Here is a 24,410-nt window from a genome sequence, read left to right as displayed (position 1 = left end):
TGTTATTACCGTTACTATATAGAAAAGCAGTAATAACACCAAGAAGGTTGCGTCATTAATGTCGTCAATAACGGTGACTTTTCAATAAAATATAATAAATAGCGTAATAACATTTGCAGTTAATCGGAGCCTAGGCGAAAATACGCACTATTTTCACCCTCGTAGAACTATCTAAAAAATTAACTGGAGCTATTATGCCGTCGCGTCAACAACTCGCCAATGCTATTCGTGTACTTAGTATGGATGCTGTCCAAAAAGCAAAGTCTGGTCATCCGGGAGCACCTATGGGTATGGCTGACATTGCTGAAGTATTATGGAGAGACTTTCTCAAGCACAACCCAACCGATCCAACATGGGTAGACAGAGATCGCTTTATCCTCTCAAACGGCCATGGCTCAATGTTAATTTATTCCTTACTTCATTTAACTGGCTATGATTTACCTATTGAAGAGCTAAAGAATTTCCGTCAGCTACACTCAAAAACACCCGGTCACCCTGAATATGGTTACACACCAGGCGTAGAAACGACAACTGGCCCATTAGGTGCAGGTATTTCTAATGCTGTTGGGATGGCAATTGCAGAGAAAACATTAGCAGCGCAGTTTAATCGCGACAATCATGATATCGTTGATCACTTCACTTACTGTTTCTTAGGTGACGGTTGTTTAATGGAAGGTATCTCTCATGAAGCATGTTCATTAGCTGGCACACTAGGTTTAGGTAAATTGATTGCTTTTTGGGATGATAACGGTATTTCAATCGATGGTGAAGTTGAAGGTTGGTTTACTGATAATACCCCTGAGCGCTTCAAAGCGTACGGCTGGCATGTAATTAGTGACGTAGACGGTCACGACCCACAAGCAATCATAGATGCAATTAACGACGCTAAATCGGTAACAGATAAGCCAAGTATGATTTGTTGTAAAACGATCATTGGCTTTGGTTCACCAAACAAATCAGGTAGTCATGACTGCCATGGCGCGCCGCTAGGTGAAGAAGAAATAAGTGCGGCTCGTGAATTTTTGCAATGGCCACATGCACCATTTGACGTACCAAATGACATTTACTCTCAATGGGACCAAAAAGCAAAAGGTCAATCTGCACAGCAAAGCTGGAATGAGAAGTTTGATGCATACAAAGCAGCCCACCCAGCATTAGCGGCAGAATTTGAACGTCGTGTTATTAAAGGTGAATTGCCTGCTGAATTTGAAGCAAAGGCCAATGCATTTATTCAAGAATGTCAGGAAAAGAGTGAGAATATAGCCTCACGCAAAGCCTCACAAAATACGATTGAAGCGTTTGGTAAATTATTACCTGAACTTATGGGTGGCTCTGCCGATTTAGCAGGTTCAAACTTAACCTTGTGGTCGGGTTCAAAAGGTATTGAAACCGATCCTGCGGGTAACTACATCTTCTATGGTGTGCGTGAGTTTGGTATGAGTGGCATCATGAATGGTATTTCATTGCATGGTGGCTTTATCAATTACGGTGCTACTTTTATGATGTTTATGGAATATGCACGTAATGCCGTTCGGATGTCAGCATTGATGGGTATTCAAAATATTTTTGTTTACACCCATGATTCAATTGGACAAGGTGAAGATGGGCCGACCCATCAACCAATTGAACAATTAACAAATTTGCGCACAACACCTAACATGGTAACCTGGCGTCCAGCTGATGCTACTGAATCTGCGGTAGCATGGAAAAATGCTGTTCAAAGACAAAAAGCGCCTACCTCATTAGTGTTTTCACGCCAAGGTTTACCTGCGCTTGCTCGTACATCTGAGCAAGTACAAGATATCGCTAAAGGTGGTTATATCTTAAAGGACAGCGAAGGAACTCCAGAGGTTATCTTAATTGCGACAGGTTCTGAAGTGTCACTAGCCTTACAGGCTGCCGAACAACTAGGTAACAAGGTGCGCGTTGTTTCAATGCCATCAACCAATATTTTTGATGTACAAAGCGCTGAATACAAAGAAGCGGTGTTGCCGTCTAAGGTAACAAAACGCGTTGCAATCGAAGCAGCTCATGTAGACTTCTGGTACAAATACGTTGGCTTTGCTGGCAAGGTTGTCGGCATGACAACTTTTGGCGAGTCAGCGCCAGGGAACACTTTATTTGAACATTTTGGTTTTACGGTAAGTAATATCGTAGAAACCGTAAACAGCCTAGGTTAAAGACAATACGCCACGCTAGCCGTGGCGTTTTGCTAATAACACGATTTAACTATGCCAATAAATATCGCCATCAACGGTTTTGGCCGCATTGGTAGAAGCATCGCAAGAGCGTTGTACGAAAATGCCGACCAAAGTACGTTAAAATTAGTTGCAATTAATGAGTTAGCGGATCCTAAAGGTATTGCTCACTTATTAAAGTATGATACAACTCATGGCCGATTCGCTTTTGATGTTCAACTAGCAAATGATGCCTTGATGATTGCGGGTGACAAAATTGCTTTGAGTCATCAACGTGATATTGAAAAGCTACCGTGGAAACAACATCATGTCGATATTGTTCTTGATTGTACAGGTGCTTATGGCAGTAGAGCCGAAAATACGCCTCATTTAGAGGCTGGCGCTAAACGCGTATTGCTATCACAACCTGGAGAGCAAGACGTTGATAATACGATTATCTATGGTGTTAATCATTCCGAGCTATTAGCCAGTGACTTGATTGTCAGTAATGGTTCTTGCACGACAAATTGCATCGTCCCCGTTATTAAAACTATCGATGATGCGTTTGGTGTTGAAAGTGGCAGTATTACCACCATCCATTCTAGTATGCATGATCAGCAAGTTATCGACGCTTACCATAGTGATTTACGAAGAACTCGAGCCGCCAGTCAATCAATTATCCCTGTTGACACTAAACTCGCCATTGGTATCGAGCGAATTTTGCCAAAATTTAGTGGTCGCTTTGAGGCCATCGCGGTTCGCGTACCGACCGTCAATGTTACTGCAATGGACTTAAGTTTAACGGTAGCTAGCGACGTGAATATCAAAGATGTCAATCAAGCTATCATTGCCGCACAATCTAATGGCTTACAAGGCATACTTGGATATACCGAAGAGCCATTGGTTTCGATTGATTTTAACCATGATCCACATTCATGCATCGTTGACGGCAACCAAACCCGAGTCAGCCACAAAAGGCTACTAAAGATGTTGGTCTGGTGTGATAACGAATGGGGGTTTGCAAATCGTATGCTAGATACGGCGAAATTAATGGCTCAACAATTAAGCCATGAGGCTAACAAACAATAATGTTTAGCGTTTTTTAATAAGCACTAAACGGTAAACAAACTTTAATTGACTTTAGATGACAGGAAAACAACATGTCTGTAATCAAAATGACTGATTTAGCTCTAAAAGAGCAACGTGTATTAATTCGAGAAGACTTAAACGTCCCAGTAAAAGATGGCAAAGTTAGTTCAGATGCGCGATTAAAAGCTGCATTACCAACGATAAAACTAGCCTTAGATGCGGGCGCGAAAGTAATGGTAATGTCTCACTTAGGTCGCCCTACTGAAGGTGAATATAATAGTGAATTTTCTTTACAGCCTGTTGTTGATTATTTAACTGAAGCATTAGATTACCCTGTAAGATTGGCACCTAACTACCTTGATGGTGTTGATGTAAGTGCAGGTGAACTGGTGGTATTCGAAAACATCAGATTCAATGTCGGTGAAAAGAAAAATGATGATGTACTTTCGCAAAAACTCGCCTCACTTTGCGATGTATTTGTGATGGATGCATTTGGCACGGCTCATCGTGCGCAAGCAAGTACTCATGGCGTTGCTAAATATGCCCCTATTGCCTGTGCAGGTCCGTTATTAGCAGGGGAATTAGAGGCTTTAGGTAAGGCACTTGATAATCCAGCTCGTCCATTAGTTGCTATTGTTGGTGGTTCCAAAGTATCCACTAAACTTACCGTACTTGACTCTTTAGCTAAGGTCGTTGATCAATTAGTTGTCGGTGGCGGTATTGCCAATACCTTTATTGCTGCTGCCGGTTATAACGTTGGAAAGTCTCTTTATGAAGAAGACCTAATCGATGAAGCTAATCGGTTAACCAAACAAGCTCAAGCGAACAATGGTAATATTCCAGTTCCGACAGATGTGGTGACTGGAACAGTGTTTTCTGAACATGCCGAGGCAACATTAAAACCAGTATCACAAGTTACCGACGAGGATATGATATTTGATATTGGTCCAGATTCTGCCAATGCACTTGCTGAAATTATTGCCAATGCTGGCACCATCGTTTGGAATGGCCCTGTCGGTGTTTTTGAATTTGACCAGTTTGGTAAAGGCACTGAGATCATTGCAAACGCAATTGCAAACAGTAAAGCGTTTTCAATCGCAGGTGGTGGCGATACATTAGCTGCGGTTGATAAATATCAAATCGCCGATAAAGTGTCTTATATTTCTACGGGTGGTGGTGCATTTTTAGAATTCTTAGAAGGGAAAAAACTTCCAGCTGTTGAAATTTTAGAGCAGCGCGGACAATAACCCTCACCCAAGATATTTGCCAAGTTTTTTCGCAATGTTAAAACTTGGCAGTTCAGACAAAATACCTCTTCTTACACCAATCTGTCACTTATCATCTTCATCGGTACTCAAACAAACCATTTTATAAAATTATCTAGCTTTAGGTTTTGATAAAGCTCTAATTTTTTAGCTATTGTCGCTAGCAGTAAAACTAACCATTGCCCGAAGGGATAAAGTGACGAAAATAACGGTTAGATCCCTATTTACTACCCGCAGTTGAGGTTATCGATGTTTCGAAATGCAATCAATCTTAGGGGATATAGGCAGAACAATAAGCACAATGTAGTTAAATTACCTCATTATCATCATAAAACCCTGACATCAGCTAATTATTCACCTATATTTTAGTAATTTTATAACAAACGGGGACGCATCCTATTTATTTGTTTTTATGGGATTATTTTTATAAAAATTGACAGTGCAAAGGCCAAATTTTTTCTGATATAATTTGCGATACGAAACCTATTAAGTTTCATTTTGAAAGTTAAAGAGACCACTTTTTATTAAACGCAACTTCAGGAGTACGTCATGGCTTTAGTTTCTATGCGCCAAATGTTAGATCACGCCGCTGAGCATGGATACGGTATACCCGCTTTTAATGTCAATAACTTAGAGCAAGTTAGAGCGATTATGCTTGCCGCCAATGACACTGACAGCCCAGTGATTCTTCAAGCGTCAGCTGGTGCGAGAAGTTACGCTGGCGCGCCATTTTTACGTCACTTGATTTTAGCGGCAATTGAAGAGTTTCCTCATATTCCCGTGGTGATGCATCAAGATCACGGCACGTCACCCAGTGTTTGCCAACGTTCAATCCAGTTAGGTTTTTCATCGGTGATGATGGACGGTTCTCTGATGGACGATGGTAAAACTCCAGCAAGCTATGAGTATAACGTTGACGTGACCAGACGTACGGTAGAAATGGCACACGCCTGTGGTGTTTCCGTTGAAGGTGAGTTAGGTTGTTTAGGTTCACTTGAAACTGGTATGGCTGGTGAAGAAGATGGCGTTGGCGCGGAAGGCGTATTAACGGCAGAGCAATTGTTAACTGACCCTGAAGAAGCAGCAGATTTCGTTAAGAAAACACAAGTAGATGCACTTGCTATTGCCTGTGGTACTTCTCACGGAGCCTATAAGTTCACCCGTCCACCAACAGGTGATATCTTAGCTATCGATCGTATCAAGGCAATCCATACTCGTATTCCTAACACCCATTTAGTTATGCACGGCTCTTCATCAGTGCCACAAGATTGGTTGCAAGTAATTAACGAATTCGGTGGCGAAATTCCTGAAACCTATGGTGTACCTGTTGAACAAATTCAAGAAGGTATTAAAAATGGTGTTCGTAAAATTAATATTGATACCGATTTACGTTTAGCATCAACAGGGGCTATTCGTCGCTTTTTAGCACACAACCCAAGTGAATTTGATCCACGTAAATACTTAAAAATGTCTACCCAAGCAATGTACGATATTTGTAAAGCCCGCTATGAAGCATTTGAAACTGCGGGTAACGCAAGCAAAATTAAGCCTATTTCATTGGACACGATGTTCAGTTTGTATGAAAAAGGTGAATTAAAAGCCGTTGTAAAATAACTAATAGCGTTATGTTAACAATTAGTAAAAAAAGAGCTTAGGCTCTTTTTTTTTATCCAAAACTTGATTTTCTATAGGTTTCACCACGTATTTTGACTATAATTTTGCAAAAAAATTAGGAGAGTACCCATGGAAACTATCATTAATTGGTTTACCAACAATCAAGACTTGTTGCTGCAATATGGACTTCAATTTTTAATTGCATTAGTCATATTATTTGTCGGTAAAGTTGTTGCCAAACTTATCAGTAAAGCAACGCAAAAAATTCTCATCAAAAAAGAATTTGATAAAACCGTCGTTAGCTTTTTATCAAGCCTGATATACGGTATTTTGATGGTTGTCACTTTTATCGTGGCGATCTCTCACCTCGGCTTCAATACCTCATCACTGGTTGCAATAGTTGGTGCGGCAGGTTTAGCGATAGGTTTAGCATTGCAGGGCTCTTTATCTAATTTTGCTTCAGGTATTTTACTCATCACCTTTAAGCCATTTAAAGCAGGTAACTTTGTTGAAGTTGCAGGGACGGCTGGTATCGTTGAAGAAATTCACATCTTCTCAACAACGCTTAGAACTGGTGATAATAAAACCGTTATCATTCCTAATGGCGCGATAACCAGTGGTACCATCACCAATTATTCAGCCAAGCCGACACGACGTATCGATTTAATTATTGGCGTAAGTTACGAAGCTGATTTAGCGAAAACAAAAGCGTTGCTAACTGATGTTGTCAAAGCGCATGAACTTGTCTTAAAAGATGAACCTATCACGGTTGGCGTTAGCGAGCTGGCAGACAGTTCAGTTAATTTTGTTGTTCGCCCATGGGTCAAAACCGAGGACTATTGGCCAGTCTATTTTGATTTAATGCAAAATATCAAAGTAGAGCTCGACAATGCTGGTATTGAAATACCATTCCCACAACTATCTGTTCACGTAAATCAAGAGAATACAAATGAATCGTAATATTGCCCTTTTAGCCTTATGCTGCACGCCATTTTTAAGCCAAGCTGAAGAAGCCAAGCCGACTTCTCCTTATACTTCTTCTGCAGAGTTAGGATTTTTATATAAAACAGGCAACACAAAAAGTGCTGACATTAAAGCTGGATATGACTTCAAATATGAAAAAGACTTGTGGCGCTCAACATTTACCGTTGACTTGCTGGTCAAAAAAACAGAAGTTGAAAATGATGCTGGTGAAATGAATTTAGAAACCACCGATCAAAAATGGACAGTTGGCTCTAAAACTAACTATACCTTAAACACAGATACTAAAAGCTATGTTTACGGTGACGTATTTTATGAAGACAGCCGCTTTAGTGGTTTCGACAACCAAAGCTCAATTTCTTTTGGATGGGGTCGTGAATGGTATAAAACTGAAGTCGCGTCATTTTTTGCCGATATTGGACCGGGTTACAAACGTGACGTTATTGAAGCGACAGAAACAGAGCCAAGTGAAACTAAATCAGCTTTTATTGTTCAAGCACAAGCCCTGTATTTGAGAAAGATTAATGAGCACGTTGATTTTAAACAATCGCTCACGGTTAAATATGCACCGAAAAGTGGTGAAAATAGCAAGTATCGCTCTGAAACGTCAATTACGACAAAGTTAATTCAAACTTTACAACTTAAGTTTAGCTTGATCATCGACCATAACACGGAAGTTGAGCAAGATGTTGAAAACACAGATACACAAACAGCAATAACCCTAGTCTATAGCTTTTAATTGAATCTACTATATTTGAAAAAGCCACACCCTCAAGTGTGGCTTTTTTATTCATACCGCAAAAAGTGCAGTTCATCGCATTTTAATTAACATCATTTTGACATTTATCGCGATTAGCTATAGTTTGCTAACGTCGAAATTACCAAGGAATAATATGAAACCATTAATTCTAGGGCTTGCGTCTCTTGTCATGCTCTTTGGCTCACCAGCTTATTCATTTGAATCTGATCCTTACCTATGGTTAGAAAATGTTGAAGGTGAACAACAGCTAACCTGGGTAGAAAGCAAAAACGCAAAAGCCATTAAAACATTTAAAGCACATCCAAAATTCGAACAATTAAAAAACAATGTTATCGACTTATATAAAGATAAAACTCGTATCCCCAGCGTGAGTAAACGAGGTGATTTCTACTATAACTTTTGGAAAGACGATCAACACGTTAGAGGGCTTTATCGTCGCACTACCCTCGAAGAATATAAAAAAGCTGATCCGAGATGGGAAACCATTCTAGATATCGATGCACTCAGTCGTGACGAAGGGGTAAACTGGGTTTATAAAGGGATGAGATGTCACTACCCTGCTTATCAGCGCTGTCTTGTCTCGTTGTCTCGCGGGGGAGCGGACGCGACCGAAGTTCGTGAATTTGATCTTAATAAGAAAGCATTTATTAAAGACGGTTTCTTTCTAAAAGAAGCAAAAAATAGTGTCTCATGGTTTGATAAGGATACCATCTGGGTTGCTACCGATTTTGGCGATGGTCAAAGCATGACTGATTCAGGCTATCCACGCAAAGTTAAATTATGGCGTCGTGGCACAGACTTAACCGAAGCTCAGTTAGTATACCAAGGTGACAAATCCTCAGTTAGCATCGGCGGCTATACTACCCGTGATGATGAAACCCTTTACCATATGGTTTATGACAGCCTAAGCTTTTACACAAGACAAATATACCTTTATCAGGATGGCAACAAAATATTATTGCCACTACCACAGGATGCTAGCTTTAAAGGTATTTACAAGGAAAATGCTTTTATTGAGTTAAAAAGTGACTGGCAACATAAAGGCAAAACCTATCCTCAAGGCAGCATTGTTTATACTGATTTTGCCGATTTTGCATCAGGTGATTTCACCTTAAAAACCTTCGTAGAGCCAACAGAAACCGCAGCCATTGAAAGCTTTGGTATGACAAAGTCATTTTTGATCGTGAACTGGTTAGACAACGTCAAAAACCGTCTCGTTCGTTATCACTTAGACAAAGACAATCACTGGCAAGAAACAACTATTGCATTTCCAGAAAGTGGCACTATCTCTGCTTACAATATGAGTACAGAAAGTGATGAGTTTTTTGCATCCTACACAGACTTTTTAACACCATCAGGCGTTAATGAGGTTAATGCCAAAACGTTAGCGGTTACGCTATTAAAAGCAAAGCCTGCTAAGTTTGATACCTCAAAATATACCTTTAAACAGTATATGGCTAAATCCAAAGACGGCACTATGGTTCCCTACTTTGTTGTTAGTCAAAAAGACCTCGAACTTAATGGTAAAAACCCAACATTATTATATGGTTACGGTGGTTTTGAAGTAAACATGACACCATATTACTCCAATACGGTTGGTTTAAATTGGTTAGAGCAAGGCGGCGTTTATGTTCTTTCAAATATTCGTGGTGGTGGCGAGTATGGTCCACGCTGGCATCAAGCCGCATTAAAAGAGAATAAACAGCGCTCATATGAGGATTTTGAAGCGATTGCAGAAGATCTCATTGCGAGAAAAATCACCTCAAGTAAACACCTTGGCATTCAAGGTGGCAGTAACGGTGGTCTACTAGTAGGTGCCGCTTTCACTCGTCGTCCAGAGCTATACAATGCAGTTATTTGCCAAGTACCATTACTTGATATGAAACGCTTTAACAAGCTACTCGCAGGTGCCAGTTGGATGGGTGAATATGGTAACCCTGATACCGAGAGCGACTGGGAGTTTATTAAGAAATACTCTCCTTATCAAAATGTCAAAAGAGATCAAAACTACCCGAAAGTATTCTTTACGAGTTCTACCCGAGATGATCGCGTTCATCCAGGCCATGCCAGAAAGATGGTCGCCAAAATGGAAAACATGGGTTATGACGTGCTCTATTATGAAAACATCGAAGGTGGTCACGCTGGCGCTGCAGATATTAATCAATCCGCAGAAATCGCAGCAATGAACTATATTTACTTGTTACAACAACTTGCTCCATAACCCTCCATAAAGGGTACTGATAAAAAAAGCCTGTGCTAATCGCACTGGCTTTTTCATTGGTTTTACATTGATATTAATTAAGAAACGTTTGCAAACTGATTCATGGTGTTATCTTTACCCGCTGCTTTTAATGCTGCTTCACCTGCAAAGTATTCTTTATGATCATCACCTATATCTGAGCCGGCCATATTTTGATGTTTGACACAGGCAATACCTTGACGTATTTCCTGACGTTGAACATTTTTAACATAGCCAAGCATCGCTTGTTCACCAAAGTACTCTTTCGCCAAATTATCTGTTGAAAGTGCCGCCGTATGATAAGTTGGTAAGGTTATTAAATGATGGAAAATTCCCGCTTGCTTCGCTGCATCTTGCTGGAATGTGCGAATTTTTTCGTCAGCACGCAATGCAAGCTCTGTTTGGTCATATTCAGCACTCATTAATCTATCTCGTTGATACGCTGATACATCTTCACCCGCTTCTACCATTGCATCAAATTCTTGTTGTCTGAAATTCAAGGTCCAGTTAAATGAAGGTGAATTGTTGTACACCAACTTAGCGTTAGGAACTACTTTACGGATTTCATCAACCATTGCGCCGATTTGTCCAATGTGAGGCTTTTCTGTTTCAATCCAAATAAGGTCGGCACCATTTTGCAACGAGGTTATACAATCGAGCACACATCTTGCTTCGCCAGTTCCCGCTTTAAATTGAAAGAGATTACTGGCTAGGCGTTTTGGACGTACTAGCTTGCCGTCTTGCTTAATCACTACGTCACCATTAGCTAACTGGTCAGCGGAAACTTCTTCACAATCTAAAAACGCGTTATATTGGTCGCCTAAATCGCCTGGTGTTTGACTTACTGCGATTTGTTTGGTCAAACCAGCACCAAGCGAATCTGTACGCGCAACAATCACACCATCATCAACACCTAACTCCATGAATGCATAACGCACAGCATTAATTTTGGCGAGAAAATCTTGATGCGGTACCGTAACTTTACCATCTTGATGTCCACATTGTTTCTCATCAGACACTTGGTTTTCAATTTGAATACAACAAGCTCCTGCTTCAATCATTTGTTTAGCCATTAAATAAGTGGCTTCAGCATTACCAAACCCTGCATCAATATCGGCAATGATTGGCACAACATGGGTTTTATGATTATCAATCTTAGCTTGCACTTCACGCACTTTCGCTTGATCATTTTGTGCTTGAGCAGCATCTAACTCCCGGAAAAAGCCACCTAGCTCACGAGCATCGGCTTGACGCAAAAACGTGTATAGCTCTTTAATAAGCGCCGCTACCGAGGTTTTTTCATGCATTGATTGATCAGGTAAAGGTCCAAACTCAGAGCGTAACGCTGCGACCATCCAACCTGAAAGATACAGATAACGACGATCAGTATTTTCAAAGTGCTTCTTAATAGAAATCATCTTTTGTTGACCAATAAAACCATGCCAACAACCAAGTGATTGTGTATATAAACTTGGATCTTTATCATAAGCTTCCATATCACGACGCATAATTGCAGCGGTATAACGAGCGATATCCAACCCGGTTTTAAATTGGTTTTGTAAGCGCATGCGAGCAACAGACTCTGCATTGATAGACTGCCACGTTGGCTGTTGTTTTAGCTGACTTGATAATTGGTCAATCTCTTGGTGATAAAGGCTCATGATATGTTCTCCACTCGTTTATTTTGCACAACTGTTTCGTTTTTGCTTTGATAAGATACTAAGCCAGCGCGAGAATATTAATAAAATATATATTTATTATCATCATCATTCATAAAATCAATAAAGGCTAATGGTAGTTAGTAATCTACTGATTATTATGATTTTTTATCGAGACAAACTGATACTTGATTTATTCCGTTAGTCATGACATAAATTACTTTTATGAGTAAACTATAAAATATTAATGTCATGAATATTTCTAAAATAGACCTAAACCTGCTGATATATTTTGATGTATTGTTACGAGAAAAAAATGTAACGCGGGCTGCAAGTCAGTTAAGCATTACCCAACCAGCAATGAGTAATGGCTTGAAGCGATTGAGAACCTTGTTCAATGATCCCATATTAGTCAGAACCTCTGATGGAATGGCCCCCACCGAACGGGCCCGTGCGCTAGCCCCCACTATCCGCAAGATTCTCCTTGAGTTAGAAGAAGCTCTACAAGGCGAAGAAGAATTTAATGTCGATAAAAGCCACCGTGTCTTTAGATTAATGGCCAGTGATTATGCCGCTTCGACTCTTTTACCAACGTTATTGCGTAAAATTAACAAAATTGCCCCTAATGTTACCATCGATATCATGACCCCAAGTGACGTTAACTTTCATGATGTAGAAGCAGGTAAAATTGATATGGCGATTAATCGTTTTGACGAGTTACCGCAATCATTCCATCAAAAGACCATATGGCGAGACACATTCTCTTGTTTATTGAGCGCTGACAATGAAGTGGTAGAAAAATTTAATTTAAATAGCTATCTGGCATCAAAACATGTTTGGGTGTCTAAAACGGGTTTTGGCGTCGGTGTTGGTATGGATCCCAAAGATGTACAAAAACTTGGTTGGGTTGATGAAGCGCTATCTCGTTTAGGTAAAAAAAGAGATATTAAAGTATTCACCCGTAACTATCATGTCGCCATGCAGCTAGCTTATGAAGACGGTTTAGTCGCTACCCTTCCAACTCGGGCGGCTTTGCTGCATAAAGATGATAACAACTACACCATCTTAAAACCGCCTTTTGATATTCCAGATATCGAACTAAAAATGATCTGGAGCCCTTTACTTCATCATGATGCAAGCCATATCTGGTTTCGACAGCTAGTGATTGAAGCCGCAAATGAATGTGTTAGCAGTGATGAACATTAAACGTAATACTCAATTTTCGGATGTGATAGTAACATTGGCTGGCTTGTCGATTTGCTTGGCGGTCGGCTATTTAATGCAAGGACTTTATCAAGGATTTCCTGCCAGCCTCTATGGCATGATTTGTTTTACTATCGCATTACATTTTAAATGGCTAAGTGCAAAACGATTCGAAAGCACTATCGCGTGGTGTATACGGCACATGGGAGTTTGCTTTGTGCCTGCAGGTGTCGGCATTATCGAACATCAACAGTTAATCAGCGAGTTTGGTGCTGTAATTGTCATCATCACCTTTATCACCACTTTTATTATCTTAAGCTTTGTTGGGAAGTGCTACAATCCAAAGCGCAAAGACGATATAAATCTCATTTAATCAAAGGTTTAGCATATGGGTTTCGTTTTCAATGTCGTCATTGCTTGTTTAGCCACTATTGGTATTTACCAATGTTTTGCACTCTTACAAAAAAAATTAGCAACGCCGCTACTCAATCCAATGCTACTCACCATAATATCGATAGGTACTTTATTGATATTGCTCGACATCGATTATCAACGATATCAGCGAGCTAGCCACCCCCTTAGCATTTTACTCGAATTGTCGGTAGTTACTCTAGGCTTCCCGTTATACCAGCACCTAGAAATGATAAAAAAACAATGGAAGAAAATAGTTATTATCAGCCTATTAGCAAGCATTTTAGCGATGATATCAGGCTATATGTTAACCTTTTACTTTACTCAAAATGATGGGCTTGCCGTTGCTATCGCATTAAAATCTATTACCACCCCCATAGCATTAATTCTGAGTGAAAAGTTAAACGGTAACGTTGCAATAACCGCTATAGCTATTGTTATTGCGGGTCTGTGTGGCGCAATTTTTGGTGTAAAGTGGTTAAATCAACTAGGGGTGAGACAACCAGAGGCACAAGGACTCGCTATAGGAACTGCAAGCCATGCACTTGGTACCGCAACCATTAGTCAAATAAGCTATCAACATGCTGCCTTTAGTTCACTTGCGTTGATCTTATCAGCGACATTGACCGCTTTTATTAGTCCAGTATTAATCCCTTGGTTACGGCAAATGATGATATGGCTCTATTAAAACGCATTGCGTATAACGCTATCTAACGAACTGGCTACAGTAAACCAAGCTCTCTTCAACGTTGAGAACACGATTGTTTATACAAAACGAACACATCATTCATATGATGAATAATAGTTATCTACAAAGACAATACTCTGTAAACCACACGCAAAATTCTCATAATTATCAACACTATAACAAAAACACAACAACACTAATTCAGGGGAATTGACTTGCAGCGCAACTGCCACCTATTGCAGCAAAGAAAAAATACTCCTAAATTGCCTACAAAGAACACTAAATGTGATGGCATTAACGGGAGCTGCTCATGCAAGAATATACTGATTTAGGCGCGATTAAAGTAGCAAATTGTCTATACCAATTTGTAGAGGATGAAGTGCTTGCTGAGCTACCGATCGACAGTCATGCGTTTTGGCAAGGTAGTGCTGAGATAATAAAAACACTCACTCCATTAAACCAGCAATTGTTAGCAAAAAGAAAGCAACTTCAAGATCAGCTAGATGATTGGTATAACACTCATCAGTACTCAGCCACGAAATTAACTGAATATAAAACGTTTTTACGCAGTATTGGCTACCTAGAACCTGTCGTAGACGATTTTACGATAACCACCAATCACGTCGATAAAGAACTCAGTACGATGGCGGGTCCACAACTTGTGGTTCCAATCATGAATGCGAGATTTGCGCTCAATGCCGTCAACGCACGTTGGGGAAGTTTGTATGATGCCATCTATGGCAGCGACATCATCAGCGAAAATGGTGGTGCTGAAAAAGGACGACACTATAATCCGGCTCGTGGTGCTAAGGTCATTGAAAAAGTAAAAGATTACTTAGATCAATTTATACCGCTAAGCAGCGGTAGCCACAAAGAAGCCACATATTATGATATTAGTTCTGGCCAGCTACAAGTTACTCTTGCCAATGGAAGCACTTCTAAGCTTCAGGATCCAAAATCATGTGTGGGTTACACAGGTAGCAAAGCATTGCCAAAGAGCTTGTTATTTAAACATAATCAATTACACGTCGAACTATGTTTTGAAAAAGAACATGTCATTGGACAAAGTGACTTGGCCAATATTAGCGATGTTATTATCGAGTCAGCACTGACAACGATTATGGATTGTGAAGATTCGGTTGCTGCTGTAGATGCCAGCGATAAAGTCATCGCTTATCGAAATTGGCTTGGATTAAACAAAGGCATTTTAACCGAGCAAATAGAGAAAAATGATCAGCAATTTGTTCGAGCGATGGCAAACGATAGAACCTTTACCACATTGTCAGATCAAGAATTCACCCTTCCTGGAAGAAGCGTCATGTTTGTTCGTAATGTTGGCCACTTAATGACTAACGATATGGTGACCTTAGCAGATGGTCAATGGGCTCCTGAAGGCATTGTTGATGCAATCATGACATCGCTAATCGCTATGTACGATTTACTAAAAAAAGGACCGTTGAGCAATAGCAAAACTGGTTCAATATATATTGTTAAGCCCAAAATGCACGGTAGTGAAGAAGTGGCCTTTGCAACAACATTGTTTAGTAAAGTAGAAACCCTATTAGCACTACCCAAAAATACCATAAAAATCGGGATCATGGATGAAGAACGTCGCACCAGCATCAACCTTAAAAATTGTATTCATGCTGCCAAAGAGAGGGTTGTTTTTATTAATACCGGCTTTTTGGATCGTACTGGTGATGAAATTCACACCTCGATGAAAGCAGGGGTTATGGTGAAAAAAGCTGAGATTAAAGAAACACCTTGGATCTCTGCATATGAAAACAACAATGTCGATATCGGCTTAGCTTGTGGTTTTAGTGGACGAGCTCAAATAGGTAAAGGCATGTGGCCAATCCCTGATAAAATGGCAGAGATGTTAGAGAGCAAAAAGGCACACGTACTATCTGGCGCGAATACCGCATGGGTACCATCGCCAACAGCTGCAACACTTCACGCATTGCATTACCACATGGTCAATGTAGCAGAGCAACAACAGCAACTAAAATTGCGAGAACCAGCTCAATTAGACCAATTGCTAACCTTACCGTTGGCCACGACACCAAGTTGGTCAGCTGAAGAAGTTCAAAAAGAGCTAATGAATAATGCGCAAGGTATTCTAGGGTATGTAGTGCGCTGGATAGACCAAGGGGTAGGTTGTTCAAAAGTACCAGACATCAACGATATCGGCTTAATGGAAGATAGAGCAACATTAAGGATTTCCAGTCAGCATATCGCGAATTGGCTATACCATAACGTTTGTTCAGAAAAGCAAGTCATTGAGGTATTAAAGCAAATGGCTAAGGTGGTCGATGAGCAAAATGCTCACGATACTCACTACCACGCCATGTCACCAAATTTCGACCAAAGTATTGCTTTTCAAGCGGCCTGTGCACTTGTGTTTCAGGGAATAGAGCAACCCAACGGCTATACTGAACCACTATTACATTACTACCGTTTAAAACTTAAAGAGCAGCATCAATAACGGCAACATTACCAATAAGAAACAACTTATTTAGCCTCAGGTTTGTATAAGAAATAGCACGAAAACAATAAAATCAAGCGCTTAAGTTTACTGTGACTTTCTAGCACGCTACTTTTTACGTAATTCAAGGCGTATTGTTGTAGGAATAGCCAGCTATTTCACGACAATATAACGCAGAAGTAAGTAAAAATAGGTGTTAGAAATGCATTCCTTATGCAGAGCTGAGGTTATTTACCTTTACTCGCCTTGTAATTATAATGGGGGGAATTTTAACGAATAATTGCAATTAAATAGCCGGATTTAGCTATTAGCCTCATAATTCATACCGTTTGTCCCAAGTCGGTGGTAACAAAAAGCAAGGTGAATTATAGTAAAATTGTAAATAAACATTACGCTCGTTAACTCTTGTCGTATTAGCAGTGAATGATTTGGAAGAGGACTTAACCATGAACTCACTTATGAAAAAATTGCTTGTCATAACACTCATCGGAACTAGTAGTGCCGCAACTTTATGTCATGCTGCTAGCGTGCAACTCCAACAACCCAGCGTCATTCAAAATGAAGATACGACAATCTTTAACGTTTTACCGACTTTAGCTAATGAAGGTAGTACAAGCACCGCCCTAATTAGTCATTACGGTAAACAGTCATATGATCAGGTACTTGCAGAAAAAATCGCCAGTAATGTGAAAAGTATGGGGTGTGAGTCATCCAAAAGAAACGATGTCTATGAACTGACAGCCCTGTTCAACGATAAGCTTCAAATGCTCTTATCTTATTTCGACAAAAAGACACCTAATCAACCCTACGAAGTTGTTGAGAATAAAGATAGCATTAATGTTGATTCAGTAACCCGCAGTTAAACTATATTTTGGGACGTGTTTTTTAATCAAAGAATAATCACGCGCTTATTCTTTCATCAGTCCAGATTTCCAGGCATGTATTGCCACTTGCGTTCGATCTCTTAATTGCAGTTTCTGCAAAATATTACTGACATGTGACTTCACTGTTTTTATATGAATAAATAATGCCTGCGAGATTTCAGCATTATTCATCCCCTTGGCAATAAGCTTTAAGATTTGCATTTCTCGTTCACTTAATTCAATAAGCAAATTTTGCTTGGTCTTTCCCGTGGCTAGACTAAGTAGTTTATTTGCAACGACATCAGAAAATACCGGCTGGCCATCATGTGCTTTGATAATCGCATTAGCCAGTTCTTGCGGCGAGGTACTTTTTAACAAATAGCTTAAGGCGCCAGCATTAAACGCAGGAAAAACATAATCATCTTGATGATAACTCGTTAAAATAATGACCTTAGTATTAGGCTTTTGTTGTAAAAGCTCTTGCGTTGCTTCAACGCCATTGATCTTATCACTTAAATGCAAATCCATTAGCACAACGTCTGGCTGCCAAGAAGGCAAGTTGTCGAACAGCACTTGCGCATTATCAGCTTGCCCAACAACATCAAACTCAGAATAACTGCTCAAAAATAACACAATACCTTCGCGAACTATCGCATGGTCATCAACAGTAACAACGCGGATCAATTAGCCCCCTCAATAGGAATATTTACGATTAATTTCATGCCAGCAGTTCTGTCATTTAAGTATGAACAAAATTGAAACTCACCATTGATTAGTTTAGCGCTCTGTTGAATTAAGCTCAATCCTTGTCCTGGCTCTACCACCTTTGATAAAGGGCCACCATCATCCGCTAATACCAAACACACTGAACTAGCGCTTTGTGTAATGCTTATTCTAGCATGACATTGTTCTGGTGCCTGTATTCGTGGTTTAACATGCTTATTAATATTTTGCAGCCCTTCTTGTAATGCATTAAGTAAGACATCAGCAACCTCAAAGCCCAAACTTTCTTTGAGGTTTTCAACTATTTCAATTTCAAAATCACAACGTTGAGTTATGTCCGTTAACTTAGCAATAAACTCTTTTTTTCTGATGTAGTCGGACTCTTTTTCTGTTTCTTTAATAAGCAGGTTAACCTGCTCAAATGCTACTTGATTATTAGAAATCGCTTTATTAATTAGCTCCCCTGCACCTTGCAAATCACCGTGCGCAATACTTTTTTGGCACGTTGCTAAGGTTAGGTTATTGGCAAATAATGATTGCTTTACTGTGTCATGCAACTGATTAGCAAGGCGTGTTCTATCTTTTAATCGTTGTAGCTTTCGCTCGACCGATAGCACTTTTTGCAGTTTTTCAACGATTGAATTTAGCTGTTGAAAACTCCTAGAGATTTCTTGAGGTCCATCAAGCACTATTCTTGGCGATAGATCACCTCGTGCCCAACACTCCGCTGTCGTTTGAAAGTTACTCACGTAACCTTTTGCTAGTCGAGTACTGTAAATTAACATCACCATAATCACGATGATCACCAGGACTAAAGGTAACAGCGATATCAGTAATAGTTGTTGTAGCGGCAACGATTTAACTAATTGCCAACGTGATACCTCAAACAGAGGCCGCTGCCAAACTTGTTCACTAATCGTTGCTCCTATAATCTTGCCATCGTTTTTCAGTGGTAATATCACCAAGACATGATTTTGATCCAAAAACTCAATACCACTGTTATATCGACCGGTTAACGCATCAGCTAAATCATCACGTGCAAGCAGCGGCAGTTGTCCGCCTACATCGCCATTTTTTAAACTTTCTTGCCCCCATTGTGCAAACAATATTGAGTGTTCATCCACCAAAGCGAAGTTTTTAATATTTATCTGCCATTGTTGAGTGCTTTCAGCTGCCTGATTCATAAATTTTTCACCTAAAATATGATCACTAACATATTGCTTTAGGGCTACTTTATTATCAATGTCAAAAACCTGCTCGTTGTACGACACCAGCTTATTTTGGACATGGCCGAGATACCACTCCTTAAATTTCGCTATTTCCAGCGCTTCTTTATCTAGAGATAAAATATTGCTCAACGCAAAAACCACCACGATAATCACGTAACTGACCAAGACAGTCATCACTGAAAACTTAAATTTTAACGATCTAATAAACGCCATAGTTATCTTTAATACATGCTTTTAATTTACTATATACGATTACAGGTGATAATGAATCAGTCTTAGGTCTGACTCAAATTCCTATCATAGCCCGATGAAGGTTTGTCTAAATAACGATTAAATTAGCTTAATATTTTTTAGAGGGAGATATTATGTCTAATGTTCTTGCGGTTAATAACTTGACCAAATCGTTTAAAGATAAACCTATATTAAAGCAAGTGTCTTTTAATGTGCCTGAGCAATCCATTTACGCTTTTCTTGGTAATAATGGCGCAGGAAAATCAACGACGATTAAAATTTTAATGGGGTTGTTAAAAAGAGACAGCGGCACCTTCAAGATATTCAACAATGTTGTCGCATCAAACGCCGTCGATTACCGAAAAGATATCGGTTGTATTATTGATTCACCTGCTCAATACGGTGAACTAACCGGTGGTGAAAACCTCACTATCCATTGCCATTTAAAAAATATACCTACTTCGGATATCGATAGAGTCCTTGCTATTGTTGACTTGCAAGGTGCAAAGCACCATAAAGTAAGTGAATACTCGCTTGGTATGAAGCAAAGGTTAGCGCTAGCGGCTGCTTTACTTGGCGCTCCCAAACTTCTCATTTTAGATGAACCAACCAATGGTTTAGATCCAAAGGGAATGGTTGAAGCTCGACAGTTAATAAAGTCGATTCCTGAAGTGACTGGAGCAACCGTTTTTATCTCCAGTCACCTACTTGATGAGGTTGAAAAAATGGCTAGCCATGTTGCCATCTTAAACCAAGGAACAATCACCTTGGAATCTTCAATCGGCTGTCTAAACAGCGATCAAGGAGAACTCGCTCTCTTCGTCAATCATTCTGCAGACGTGTATCAGCTCGTATCTCAACTTGGCTATCAGGCCAATCAAGAGCAAGACGTTGTCAAAGTATCAAAGCTAACATGGGAGCAATGTGCGCATATAAATCAAGAGGTTATCCGTAATGGTTATCAGCTATTTAACGCTCAGTATAAAAAAACCTCGTTAGAGCAATACTTTCATCAACACGTTTTATCATAGGAAAGAAGAATATGTTTTTTAATTTACTCAAATGTGAAGCACTAAAACTTAAAGGCTCACACGTATTAATGATGACATTTTTATGCCCGTTGGCAGTCGTACTTTTGCAAATGTTAGTGACCCTGGACAATGGCGGAAAAGCGATTAAAGAGCAAGGATGGTCAATGTATTGGCAAGGTACAACTACACTATGGTATATGGTCATGCTACCACTTTATGTCGCGTTAATTACTACCTTGATTAATGGCTTAGAGCACAAATACGCAGGCTGGAGGGTTATGGCAACCCTTCCGATAAAACAATGGCAGCTATTTATAACGAAAGGTCTGCTTGCCTGGTTATTTGTATTGCTTGGTTCGCTTAGCATGTATGGCTTAACCATTATCAGTATCTATGGCATGACCTTGGCTGGTATTAGCAGCGAGCAGGCATTTCATTCCCCCTTCCTAGAGCACCTTGGTCGCGTGCTAACTGCGATTTTACCCATTATTGCAATTGGCCACTTACTTAGTTGGTTGACCAAAAATATCATTGCGCCCCTAGCTGTCGGTGTCATCATGACGATGACAGCGTTAAAAGCCGTAAACTCCTCTAAATACTGGATTTATGATCCATGGACTTATCATGTAATCAGTACGATGGTTAGCGATCCGCAAGTACAGCAACAAGCTATGTTTATTGGGGCGCTCCTTGGAGGAATCGTGATTTTAGTTGGAGCCCTAGGCGTAAACCGTAGAGAAATTTATAGCTAAAGGTAAAGTTTTAGCTTCAGCGTAAGTTTTTACGCTGAAGCCTTGAGGCTACACCTTTGTTCTTAAAACTGATAGCCACTCCCTTTCGCCAGTAGCTGCTTAGCAGTGATTTTTTCACTGGCACAATCGCTAATATCTCGTTTGCTAAAGACATAGACTCTATCCCGAAACCTATTGTCGTCTTTACTTCCAGCCGACTTCATCACAATGTTAACATTTTCTTTATTAGGCAATGCTCTTAAGCCATTACCATATAAACAAATAGTTTCAGCTAACGTTTGAGCGACATTGGTGTAATAGCTCTGCCTTAACTTCAACTGCTCTTGACGCTCTGCTTCTTTTTGCTTTTGATATTCTTCTACTTTTTCAGACAGCTTTTTTACTTTACTGGTTAATGTTTCTTTTAATTGGGTCAATTCGCTCTTTTTACTTTCAAGCTTAGCAACTTCTTTTTCCGGAGCGACGTTTAGTTGATATTCAATATCTCTTAACTCACGTGAGACATCTCTCAGGCGATACTGGGCATCACGCTGTGACTCCCTAACTTGATGATATCCTTCTCGACCTTGATAAAATGATTCAAATGCACCAGTGGCTTGTTCGGCAATAGCCATAGCTTCTTCAGTGATTCGTTCTAATTCATCTTCATTTATTTCAATTTCAGCACCAGACAAAAGTGCTGGCATATCGGGTAAATTGACTTTAAATCCTTCAGCCCAATTCGAAAGGCCTGAGCGAGTATCTAAGGTAAATAGCACCCCTTGTCCTTTTAAATAGGTGCTGTCGATATTGCCTATTGAAAACCTGCCGGTATTATCAACATCAGCAAGAGAAGATGTAATGATCTTATCCATGATCTGCAACTGTTTTTTCATCTCATCATATTCGCTTGCCAAGGCGTGTGCCGATTGACCTGAAAATGCCAAAATAGTACTTAATATTAATGGTTTAACTACTTTCATTATCTTACTCCTCAGTAGCCCAATCGGTGGTAGTTAATTTAGGCTGCTCATTATTGGCACTGCTATAAAACAATGCTCGCTCTAACTGTTTAAATTTCAGTTGGTTATTAAATTGATCATCAGTACGCTGTTCATTAACGTATTGAATAAAACTTGAAATATCTTCTTTTCGCTCTTTTCTTGATGCTTCCATTAGATAACTTGCCAATTGCAAGTTGTTTTCTTGCTGCTTAACTTTGATATCCGCCGCATAATTGGCTAAGACAACTTGTTGTTCACTGGCGAAGCTTTGCAATTTTTGATCAACCATTTGCTCAACCAATAACTGCTGCTTAACTTGATTGCTATCAGCAAAGCTGATATTCAACTGACCATTCCCGACAGAAAATTCAACACGAAAAACTACCAGCAATACAGCAAAAACCGAGCTACACATCGATAAGGCTGGCATTCCAGACCAGGCCCACCAAGGCTTTTTCTCACTATGAAATGCAGCACCTCTATCCCAAGTTGGTACATCCTGCTCATCAACGACATCAGCATGATGTTTTATGTGCCTAGCTACATCTAAACGATCTCGCCACTGTTTATCATCAGCCAGTGTTGACTCCAATCCAGGATCTCTTGCGACGTTTTCATCTTCAAGCCATTGCTCAAAGCTTTTTTCTAAATCTTTATCATTAGGCGTTTTCATAATCTAACTCCAGATGACCTTTTAGTTTATCTAATGCACTGTAAAGTCTTGATTTAACGGTATTGACAGATACACCAAGTTGCTTAGCGATATCTTCAAAGGTACAGTGCTGGAAAAATTTCATTTCAACGACAAGCTTTTGGTTTATCGGCAAATAAGCTAATGCTTGTTGTAGATGAATGGCTTTTTGTCCTTGAAACATCGATTGTTCAGGACAGTTCGTTTCATTTTCATCTATTTGCTCTGGTACATCATCTAAACCTTGCGTTGGCTTTTTACGCCGATAAAACTCAATACAACGATAATGAGCTATTTTAAATAGCCAGCCCTTAAAAGCGCTGTCTCCCCGAAATGAAGACAGATTACGAAAAACAGCCATAAAGATGTCTTGCATTAAATCCAATGCATCTTCGCGGTGACTTACCATTCTTAAGGTATAGTTATAAATTGGTTTTTCGTAACGCTTTACCAAAGCTATCCATGCAGACTTTTTACCAGCCAATGCTTGTTTTATGAGTGTCTCGTCACTTCGCTCAAACACATATATTCCTAATATTTGTTAACGTTATATTGTTTACTTACTTATTGATGTCGTTTGACTACGATAAAAAGTTTGAAAATTTTTAAATTATTTTTTTATTTCAAGCAAACAATTATCAATGCGCTAGGGTCTGTTAATCTTTGTTTATAATTTCTGCTGAGGCTAAAGAGATAATGGCAATTTTTAATACTAGCGGCATTAGCATTCGTTCATTTGGAATAACCAAACGTCGCTCACGCTGCTTTGCTATTATCAATAATTGCCGATTACAGAAAAACAATCAAAGATCAACAGACCTAACTTATCATAGCTAAGTTATCTTTATTTTTCAGTTAATTACTTAATCTGAAGGCAATATTACATCTGTCCTATTTAGCATAACTCTCATCCATTAAAATTATAACTTTTAACTATAAAAAAGGTTTTTTATATATGATGAAAGAATTTTTAATCCTCTCCAAATGCGGTAATGTGAGCTCAGTTTATCTCAATAGGAAAAAATATACTTATGCAAACAGCATCTGCTCGTCATATTTTAGTTGACTCAGAAGACCAATGTCTGACCCTTAAAAATGAAATAGAAAGTGGTGGTGACTTTGTTTCCGTTGCAAAACAACATTCAAATTGCCCATCTGGTGCACAAGGCGGAGCACTCGGTTCATTTGGCAAAGGCCAGATGGTTAAAGAATTTGAGGATGTCGTTTTTTCTGCTCCTTTGCACCAAGTGCAAGGACCAATAAAAACACAATTTGGTTATCACTTAATTGAAGTAACCGCTCGAAGCGAGTAAGTTCAGAGCTTAATCATTATGCTA

The 24,410-nt window shown here is 39.6% G+C and carries 21 protein-coding genes; 15 read left to right on the top strand and 6 right to left on the bottom strand.

Annotated features, from left to right (window positions below; all coding sequences use genetic code 11):
• The first annotated feature begins 194 nt into the window (after positions 1-194).
• The 7 genes from tkt (at position 195) to ACSLUH_RS00925 (ending at position 10,107) form a co-directional block, all read left to right on the top strand.
• Positions 195-2,180: a transketolase gene (gene tkt / locus ACSLUH_RS00955; protein ID WP_448563647.1), complete on the top strand. Its 1,986-nt coding sequence runs from the start codon at positions 195-197 to the stop codon at positions 2,178-2,180.
• Between the two features lie 51 nt (positions 2,181-2,231).
• Complete coding sequence (epd, locus tag ACSLUH_RS00950; RefSeq protein WP_448563645.1) at positions 2,232-3,266, top strand: erythrose-4-phosphate dehydrogenase; 1,035 nt, start codon at positions 2,232-2,234, stop codon at positions 3,264-3,266.
• Between the two features lie 71 nt (positions 3,267-3,337).
• Complete coding sequence (locus tag ACSLUH_RS00945; RefSeq protein ID WP_448563643.1) at positions 3,338-4,513, top strand: phosphoglycerate kinase; 1,176 nt, start codon at positions 3,338-3,340, stop codon at positions 4,511-4,513.
• A gap of 567 nt (positions 4,514-5,080) precedes the next feature.
• Positions 5,081-6,145 carry a class II fructose-bisphosphate aldolase gene (fba, locus tag ACSLUH_RS00940; RefSeq protein ID WP_448563641.1) on the top strand — a complete coding sequence of 355 codons (1,065 nt, stop codon included), beginning with the start codon at positions 5,081-5,083 and terminating at the stop codon, positions 6,143-6,145.
• Between the two features lie 129 nt (positions 6,146-6,274).
• Positions 6,275-7,105: a mechanosensitive ion channel domain-containing protein gene (locus ACSLUH_RS00935; protein WP_448563639.1), complete on the top strand. Its 831-nt coding sequence runs from the start codon at positions 6,275-6,277 to the stop codon at positions 7,103-7,105.
• Positions 7,095-7,865 carry a DUF481 domain-containing protein gene (locus tag ACSLUH_RS00930; RefSeq protein WP_448563637.1) on the top strand — a complete coding sequence of 257 codons (771 nt, stop codon included), beginning with the start codon at positions 7,095-7,097 and terminating at the stop codon, positions 7,863-7,865. The genes ACSLUH_RS00935 and ACSLUH_RS00930 overlap by 11 nt, the downstream gene beginning before the upstream one ends.
• Positions 7,866-8,055: 190 nt before the next feature.
• Positions 8,056-10,107 (top strand): prolyl oligopeptidase family serine peptidase, encoded by a 2,052-nt coding sequence (locus ACSLUH_RS00925; RefSeq protein ID WP_448564006.1) that lies wholly within the window; start codon positions 8,056-8,058, stop codon positions 10,105-10,107.
• Positions 10,108-10,184: 77 nt separating this feature from the next.
• Here ACSLUH_RS00925 and ACSLUH_RS00920 read toward each other — a convergent pair whose 3' ends face one another.
• Positions 10,185-11,786 carry an isocitrate lyase gene (locus ACSLUH_RS00920; RefSeq protein WP_448563635.1) on the bottom strand — a complete coding sequence of 534 codons (1,602 nt, stop codon included), beginning with the start codon at positions 11,784-11,786 and terminating at the stop codon, positions 10,185-10,187.
• A 249-nt stretch (positions 11,787-12,035) separates the two neighbouring features.
• On the opposite strand from ACSLUH_RS00920, the gene ACSLUH_RS00915 reads away from it, so the two are divergent.
• The 5 genes from ACSLUH_RS00915 (at position 12,036) to ACSLUH_RS00895 (ending at position 17,433) form a co-directional block, all read left to right on the top strand.
• The gene (locus tag ACSLUH_RS00915; RefSeq protein WP_448563633.1) at positions 12,036-12,989 is read left to right on the top strand and encodes a LysR family transcriptional regulator; all 954 of its coding nucleotides are present in this window, start codon (positions 12,036-12,038) and stop codon (positions 12,987-12,989) included.
• Positions 12,961-13,359, top strand: a complete 399-nt coding sequence (locus ACSLUH_RS00910) for a CidA/LrgA family protein (RefSeq protein WP_448563631.1) — start codon at positions 12,961-12,963, stop codon at positions 13,357-13,359. Before ACSLUH_RS00915 ends, ACSLUH_RS00910 begins: the two co-directional genes overlap by 29 nt.
• Before the next feature lie 15 nt (positions 13,360-13,374).
• Positions 13,375-14,085, top strand: coding sequence for an LrgB family protein (locus tag ACSLUH_RS00905; protein WP_448563629.1), 711 nt, complete (start codon positions 13,375-13,377; stop codon positions 14,083-14,085).
• 310 nt (positions 14,086-14,395) lie between these two features.
• Positions 14,396-16,570: a malate synthase G gene (locus ACSLUH_RS00900; protein WP_448563627.1), complete on the top strand. Its 2,175-nt coding sequence runs from the start codon at positions 14,396-14,398 to the stop codon at positions 16,568-16,570.
• 446 nt (positions 16,571-17,016) lie between these two features.
• The gene (locus tag ACSLUH_RS00895) at positions 17,017-17,433 is read left to right on the top strand and encodes a hypothetical protein (protein WP_448563625.1); all 417 of its coding nucleotides are present in this window, start codon (positions 17,017-17,019) and stop codon (positions 17,431-17,433) included.
• Positions 17,434-17,478: 45 nt separating this feature from the next.
• Here ACSLUH_RS00895 and ACSLUH_RS00890 read toward each other — a convergent pair whose 3' ends face one another.
• Positions 17,479-18,117 (bottom strand): response regulator transcription factor, encoded by a 639-nt coding sequence (locus ACSLUH_RS00890; protein WP_448563623.1) that lies wholly within the window; start codon positions 18,115-18,117, stop codon positions 17,479-17,481.
• Positions 18,114-19,598 (bottom strand): sensor histidine kinase, encoded by a 1,485-nt coding sequence (locus tag ACSLUH_RS00885; RefSeq protein WP_448563621.1) that lies wholly within the window; start codon positions 19,596-19,598, stop codon positions 18,114-18,116. Before ACSLUH_RS00885 ends, ACSLUH_RS00890 begins: the two co-directional genes overlap by 4 nt.
• Before the next feature lie 152 nt (positions 19,599-19,750).
• Here ACSLUH_RS00885 and ACSLUH_RS00880 point away from each other — a divergent pair, with 152 nt between their 5' ends.
• Complete coding sequence (locus ACSLUH_RS00880; protein ID WP_448563619.1) at positions 19,751-20,647, top strand: ATP-binding cassette domain-containing protein; 897 nt, start codon at positions 19,751-19,753, stop codon at positions 20,645-20,647.
• Positions 20,648-20,658: 11 nt separating this feature from the next.
• Positions 20,659-21,399, top strand: coding sequence for an ABC transporter permease (locus tag ACSLUH_RS00875; RefSeq protein ID WP_448563617.1), 741 nt, complete (start codon positions 20,659-20,661; stop codon positions 21,397-21,399).
• 62 nt (positions 21,400-21,461) lie between these two features.
• Here ACSLUH_RS00875 and ACSLUH_RS00870 read toward each other — a convergent pair whose 3' ends face one another.
• The 3 genes from ACSLUH_RS00870 to ACSLUH_RS00860 are packed head-to-tail and all read right to left on the bottom strand — an operon-like array spanning position 21,462 to position 23,596.
• On the bottom strand, positions 21,462-22,361 hold the full coding sequence (locus ACSLUH_RS00870; protein WP_448563615.1) for a hypothetical protein: 900 nt from the start codon (positions 22,359-22,361) through the stop codon (positions 21,462-21,464).
• 4 nt (positions 22,362-22,365) lie between these two features.
• Complete coding sequence (locus ACSLUH_RS00865; RefSeq protein ID WP_448563613.1) at positions 22,366-23,055, bottom strand: hypothetical protein; 690 nt, start codon at positions 23,053-23,055, stop codon at positions 22,366-22,368.
• Positions 23,042-23,596 carry an RNA polymerase sigma factor gene (locus tag ACSLUH_RS00860; RefSeq protein ID WP_448563611.1) on the bottom strand — a complete coding sequence of 185 codons (555 nt, stop codon included), beginning with the start codon at positions 23,594-23,596 and terminating at the stop codon, positions 23,042-23,044. The genes ACSLUH_RS00865 and ACSLUH_RS00860 overlap by 14 nt, the downstream gene beginning before the upstream one ends.
• Before the next feature lie 508 nt (positions 23,597-24,104).
• Here ACSLUH_RS00860 and ACSLUH_RS00855 point away from each other — a divergent pair.
• Entirely contained in the window at positions 24,105-24,386 is a 282-nt protein-coding gene (locus tag ACSLUH_RS00855) for a peptidylprolyl isomerase (RefSeq protein WP_448563609.1), read from the top strand.
• Positions 24,387-24,410: the final 24 nt, after the last annotated feature.

It is taken from the genome of Thalassotalea ganghwensis, assembly GCF_053485795.1.
Note: the sequence above shows the minus strand (reverse complement) of the source record. Positions and strands in the feature narration are given on the sequence as shown.

What these genes read in the sequence shown, in the direction of transcription:
- tkt (WP_448563647.1), top strand. Translation starts at nt 195, where the DNA reads ATGCCGTCGCGTCAACAACTCGCCAATGCTATTCGTGTACTTAGTATG.
- epd (WP_448563645.1), top strand. Translation starts at nt 2,232, where the DNA reads ATGCCAATAAATATCGCCATCAACGGTTTTGGCCGCATTGGTAGAAGC.
- ACSLUH_RS00945 (WP_448563643.1), top strand. Translation starts at nt 3,338, where the DNA reads ATGTCTGTAATCAAAATGACTGATTTAGCTCTAAAAGAGCAACGTGTA.
- fba (WP_448563641.1), top strand. Translation starts at nt 5,081, where the DNA reads ATGGCTTTAGTTTCTATGCGCCAAATGTTAGATCACGCCGCTGAGCAT.
- ACSLUH_RS00935 (WP_448563639.1), top strand. Translation starts at nt 6,275, where the DNA reads ATGGAAACTATCATTAATTGGTTTACCAACAATCAAGACTTGTTGCTG.
- ACSLUH_RS00930 (WP_448563637.1), top strand. Translation starts at nt 7,095, where the DNA reads ATGAATCGTAATATTGCCCTTTTAGCCTTATGCTGCACGCCATTTTTA.
- ACSLUH_RS00925 (WP_448564006.1), top strand. Translation starts at nt 8,056, where the DNA reads ATGCTCTTTGGCTCACCAGCTTATTCATTTGAATCTGATCCTTACCTA.
- ACSLUH_RS00920 (WP_448563635.1), bottom strand. Translation starts at nt 11,786, where the DNA reads ATGAGCCTTTATCACCAAGAGATTGACCAATTATCAAGTCAGCTAAAA.
- ACSLUH_RS00915 (WP_448563633.1), top strand. Translation starts at nt 12,036, where the DNA reads ATGAATATTTCTAAAATAGACCTAAACCTGCTGATATATTTTGATGTA.
- ACSLUH_RS00910 (WP_448563631.1), top strand. Translation starts at nt 12,961, where the DNA reads ATGAATGTGTTAGCAGTGATGAACATTAAACGTAATACTCAATTTTCG.
- ACSLUH_RS00905 (WP_448563629.1), top strand. Translation starts at nt 13,375, where the DNA reads ATGGGTTTCGTTTTCAATGTCGTCATTGCTTGTTTAGCCACTATTGGT.
- ACSLUH_RS00900 (WP_448563627.1), top strand. Translation starts at nt 14,396, where the DNA reads ATGCAAGAATATACTGATTTAGGCGCGATTAAAGTAGCAAATTGTCTA.
- ACSLUH_RS00895 (WP_448563625.1), top strand. Translation starts at nt 17,017, where the DNA reads ATGAACTCACTTATGAAAAAATTGCTTGTCATAACACTCATCGGAACT.
- ACSLUH_RS00885 (WP_448563621.1), bottom strand. Translation starts at nt 19,598, where the DNA reads ATGGCGTTTATTAGATCGTTAAAATTTAAGTTTTCAGTGATGACTGTC.
- ACSLUH_RS00880 (WP_448563619.1), top strand. Translation starts at nt 19,751, where the DNA reads ATGTCTAATGTTCTTGCGGTTAATAACTTGACCAAATCGTTTAAAGAT.
- ACSLUH_RS00875 (WP_448563617.1), top strand. Translation starts at nt 20,659, where the DNA reads ATGTTTTTTAATTTACTCAAATGTGAAGCACTAAAACTTAAAGGCTCA.
- ACSLUH_RS00870 (WP_448563615.1), bottom strand. Translation starts at nt 22,361, where the DNA reads ATGAAAGTAGTTAAACCATTAATATTAAGTACTATTTTGGCATTTTCA.
- ACSLUH_RS00865 (WP_448563613.1), bottom strand. Translation starts at nt 23,055, where the DNA reads ATGAAAACGCCTAATGATAAAGATTTAGAAAAAAGCTTTGAGCAATGG.
- ACSLUH_RS00855 (WP_448563609.1), top strand. Translation starts at nt 24,105, where the DNA reads ATGCAAACAGCATCTGCTCGTCATATTTTAGTTGACTCAGAAGACCAA.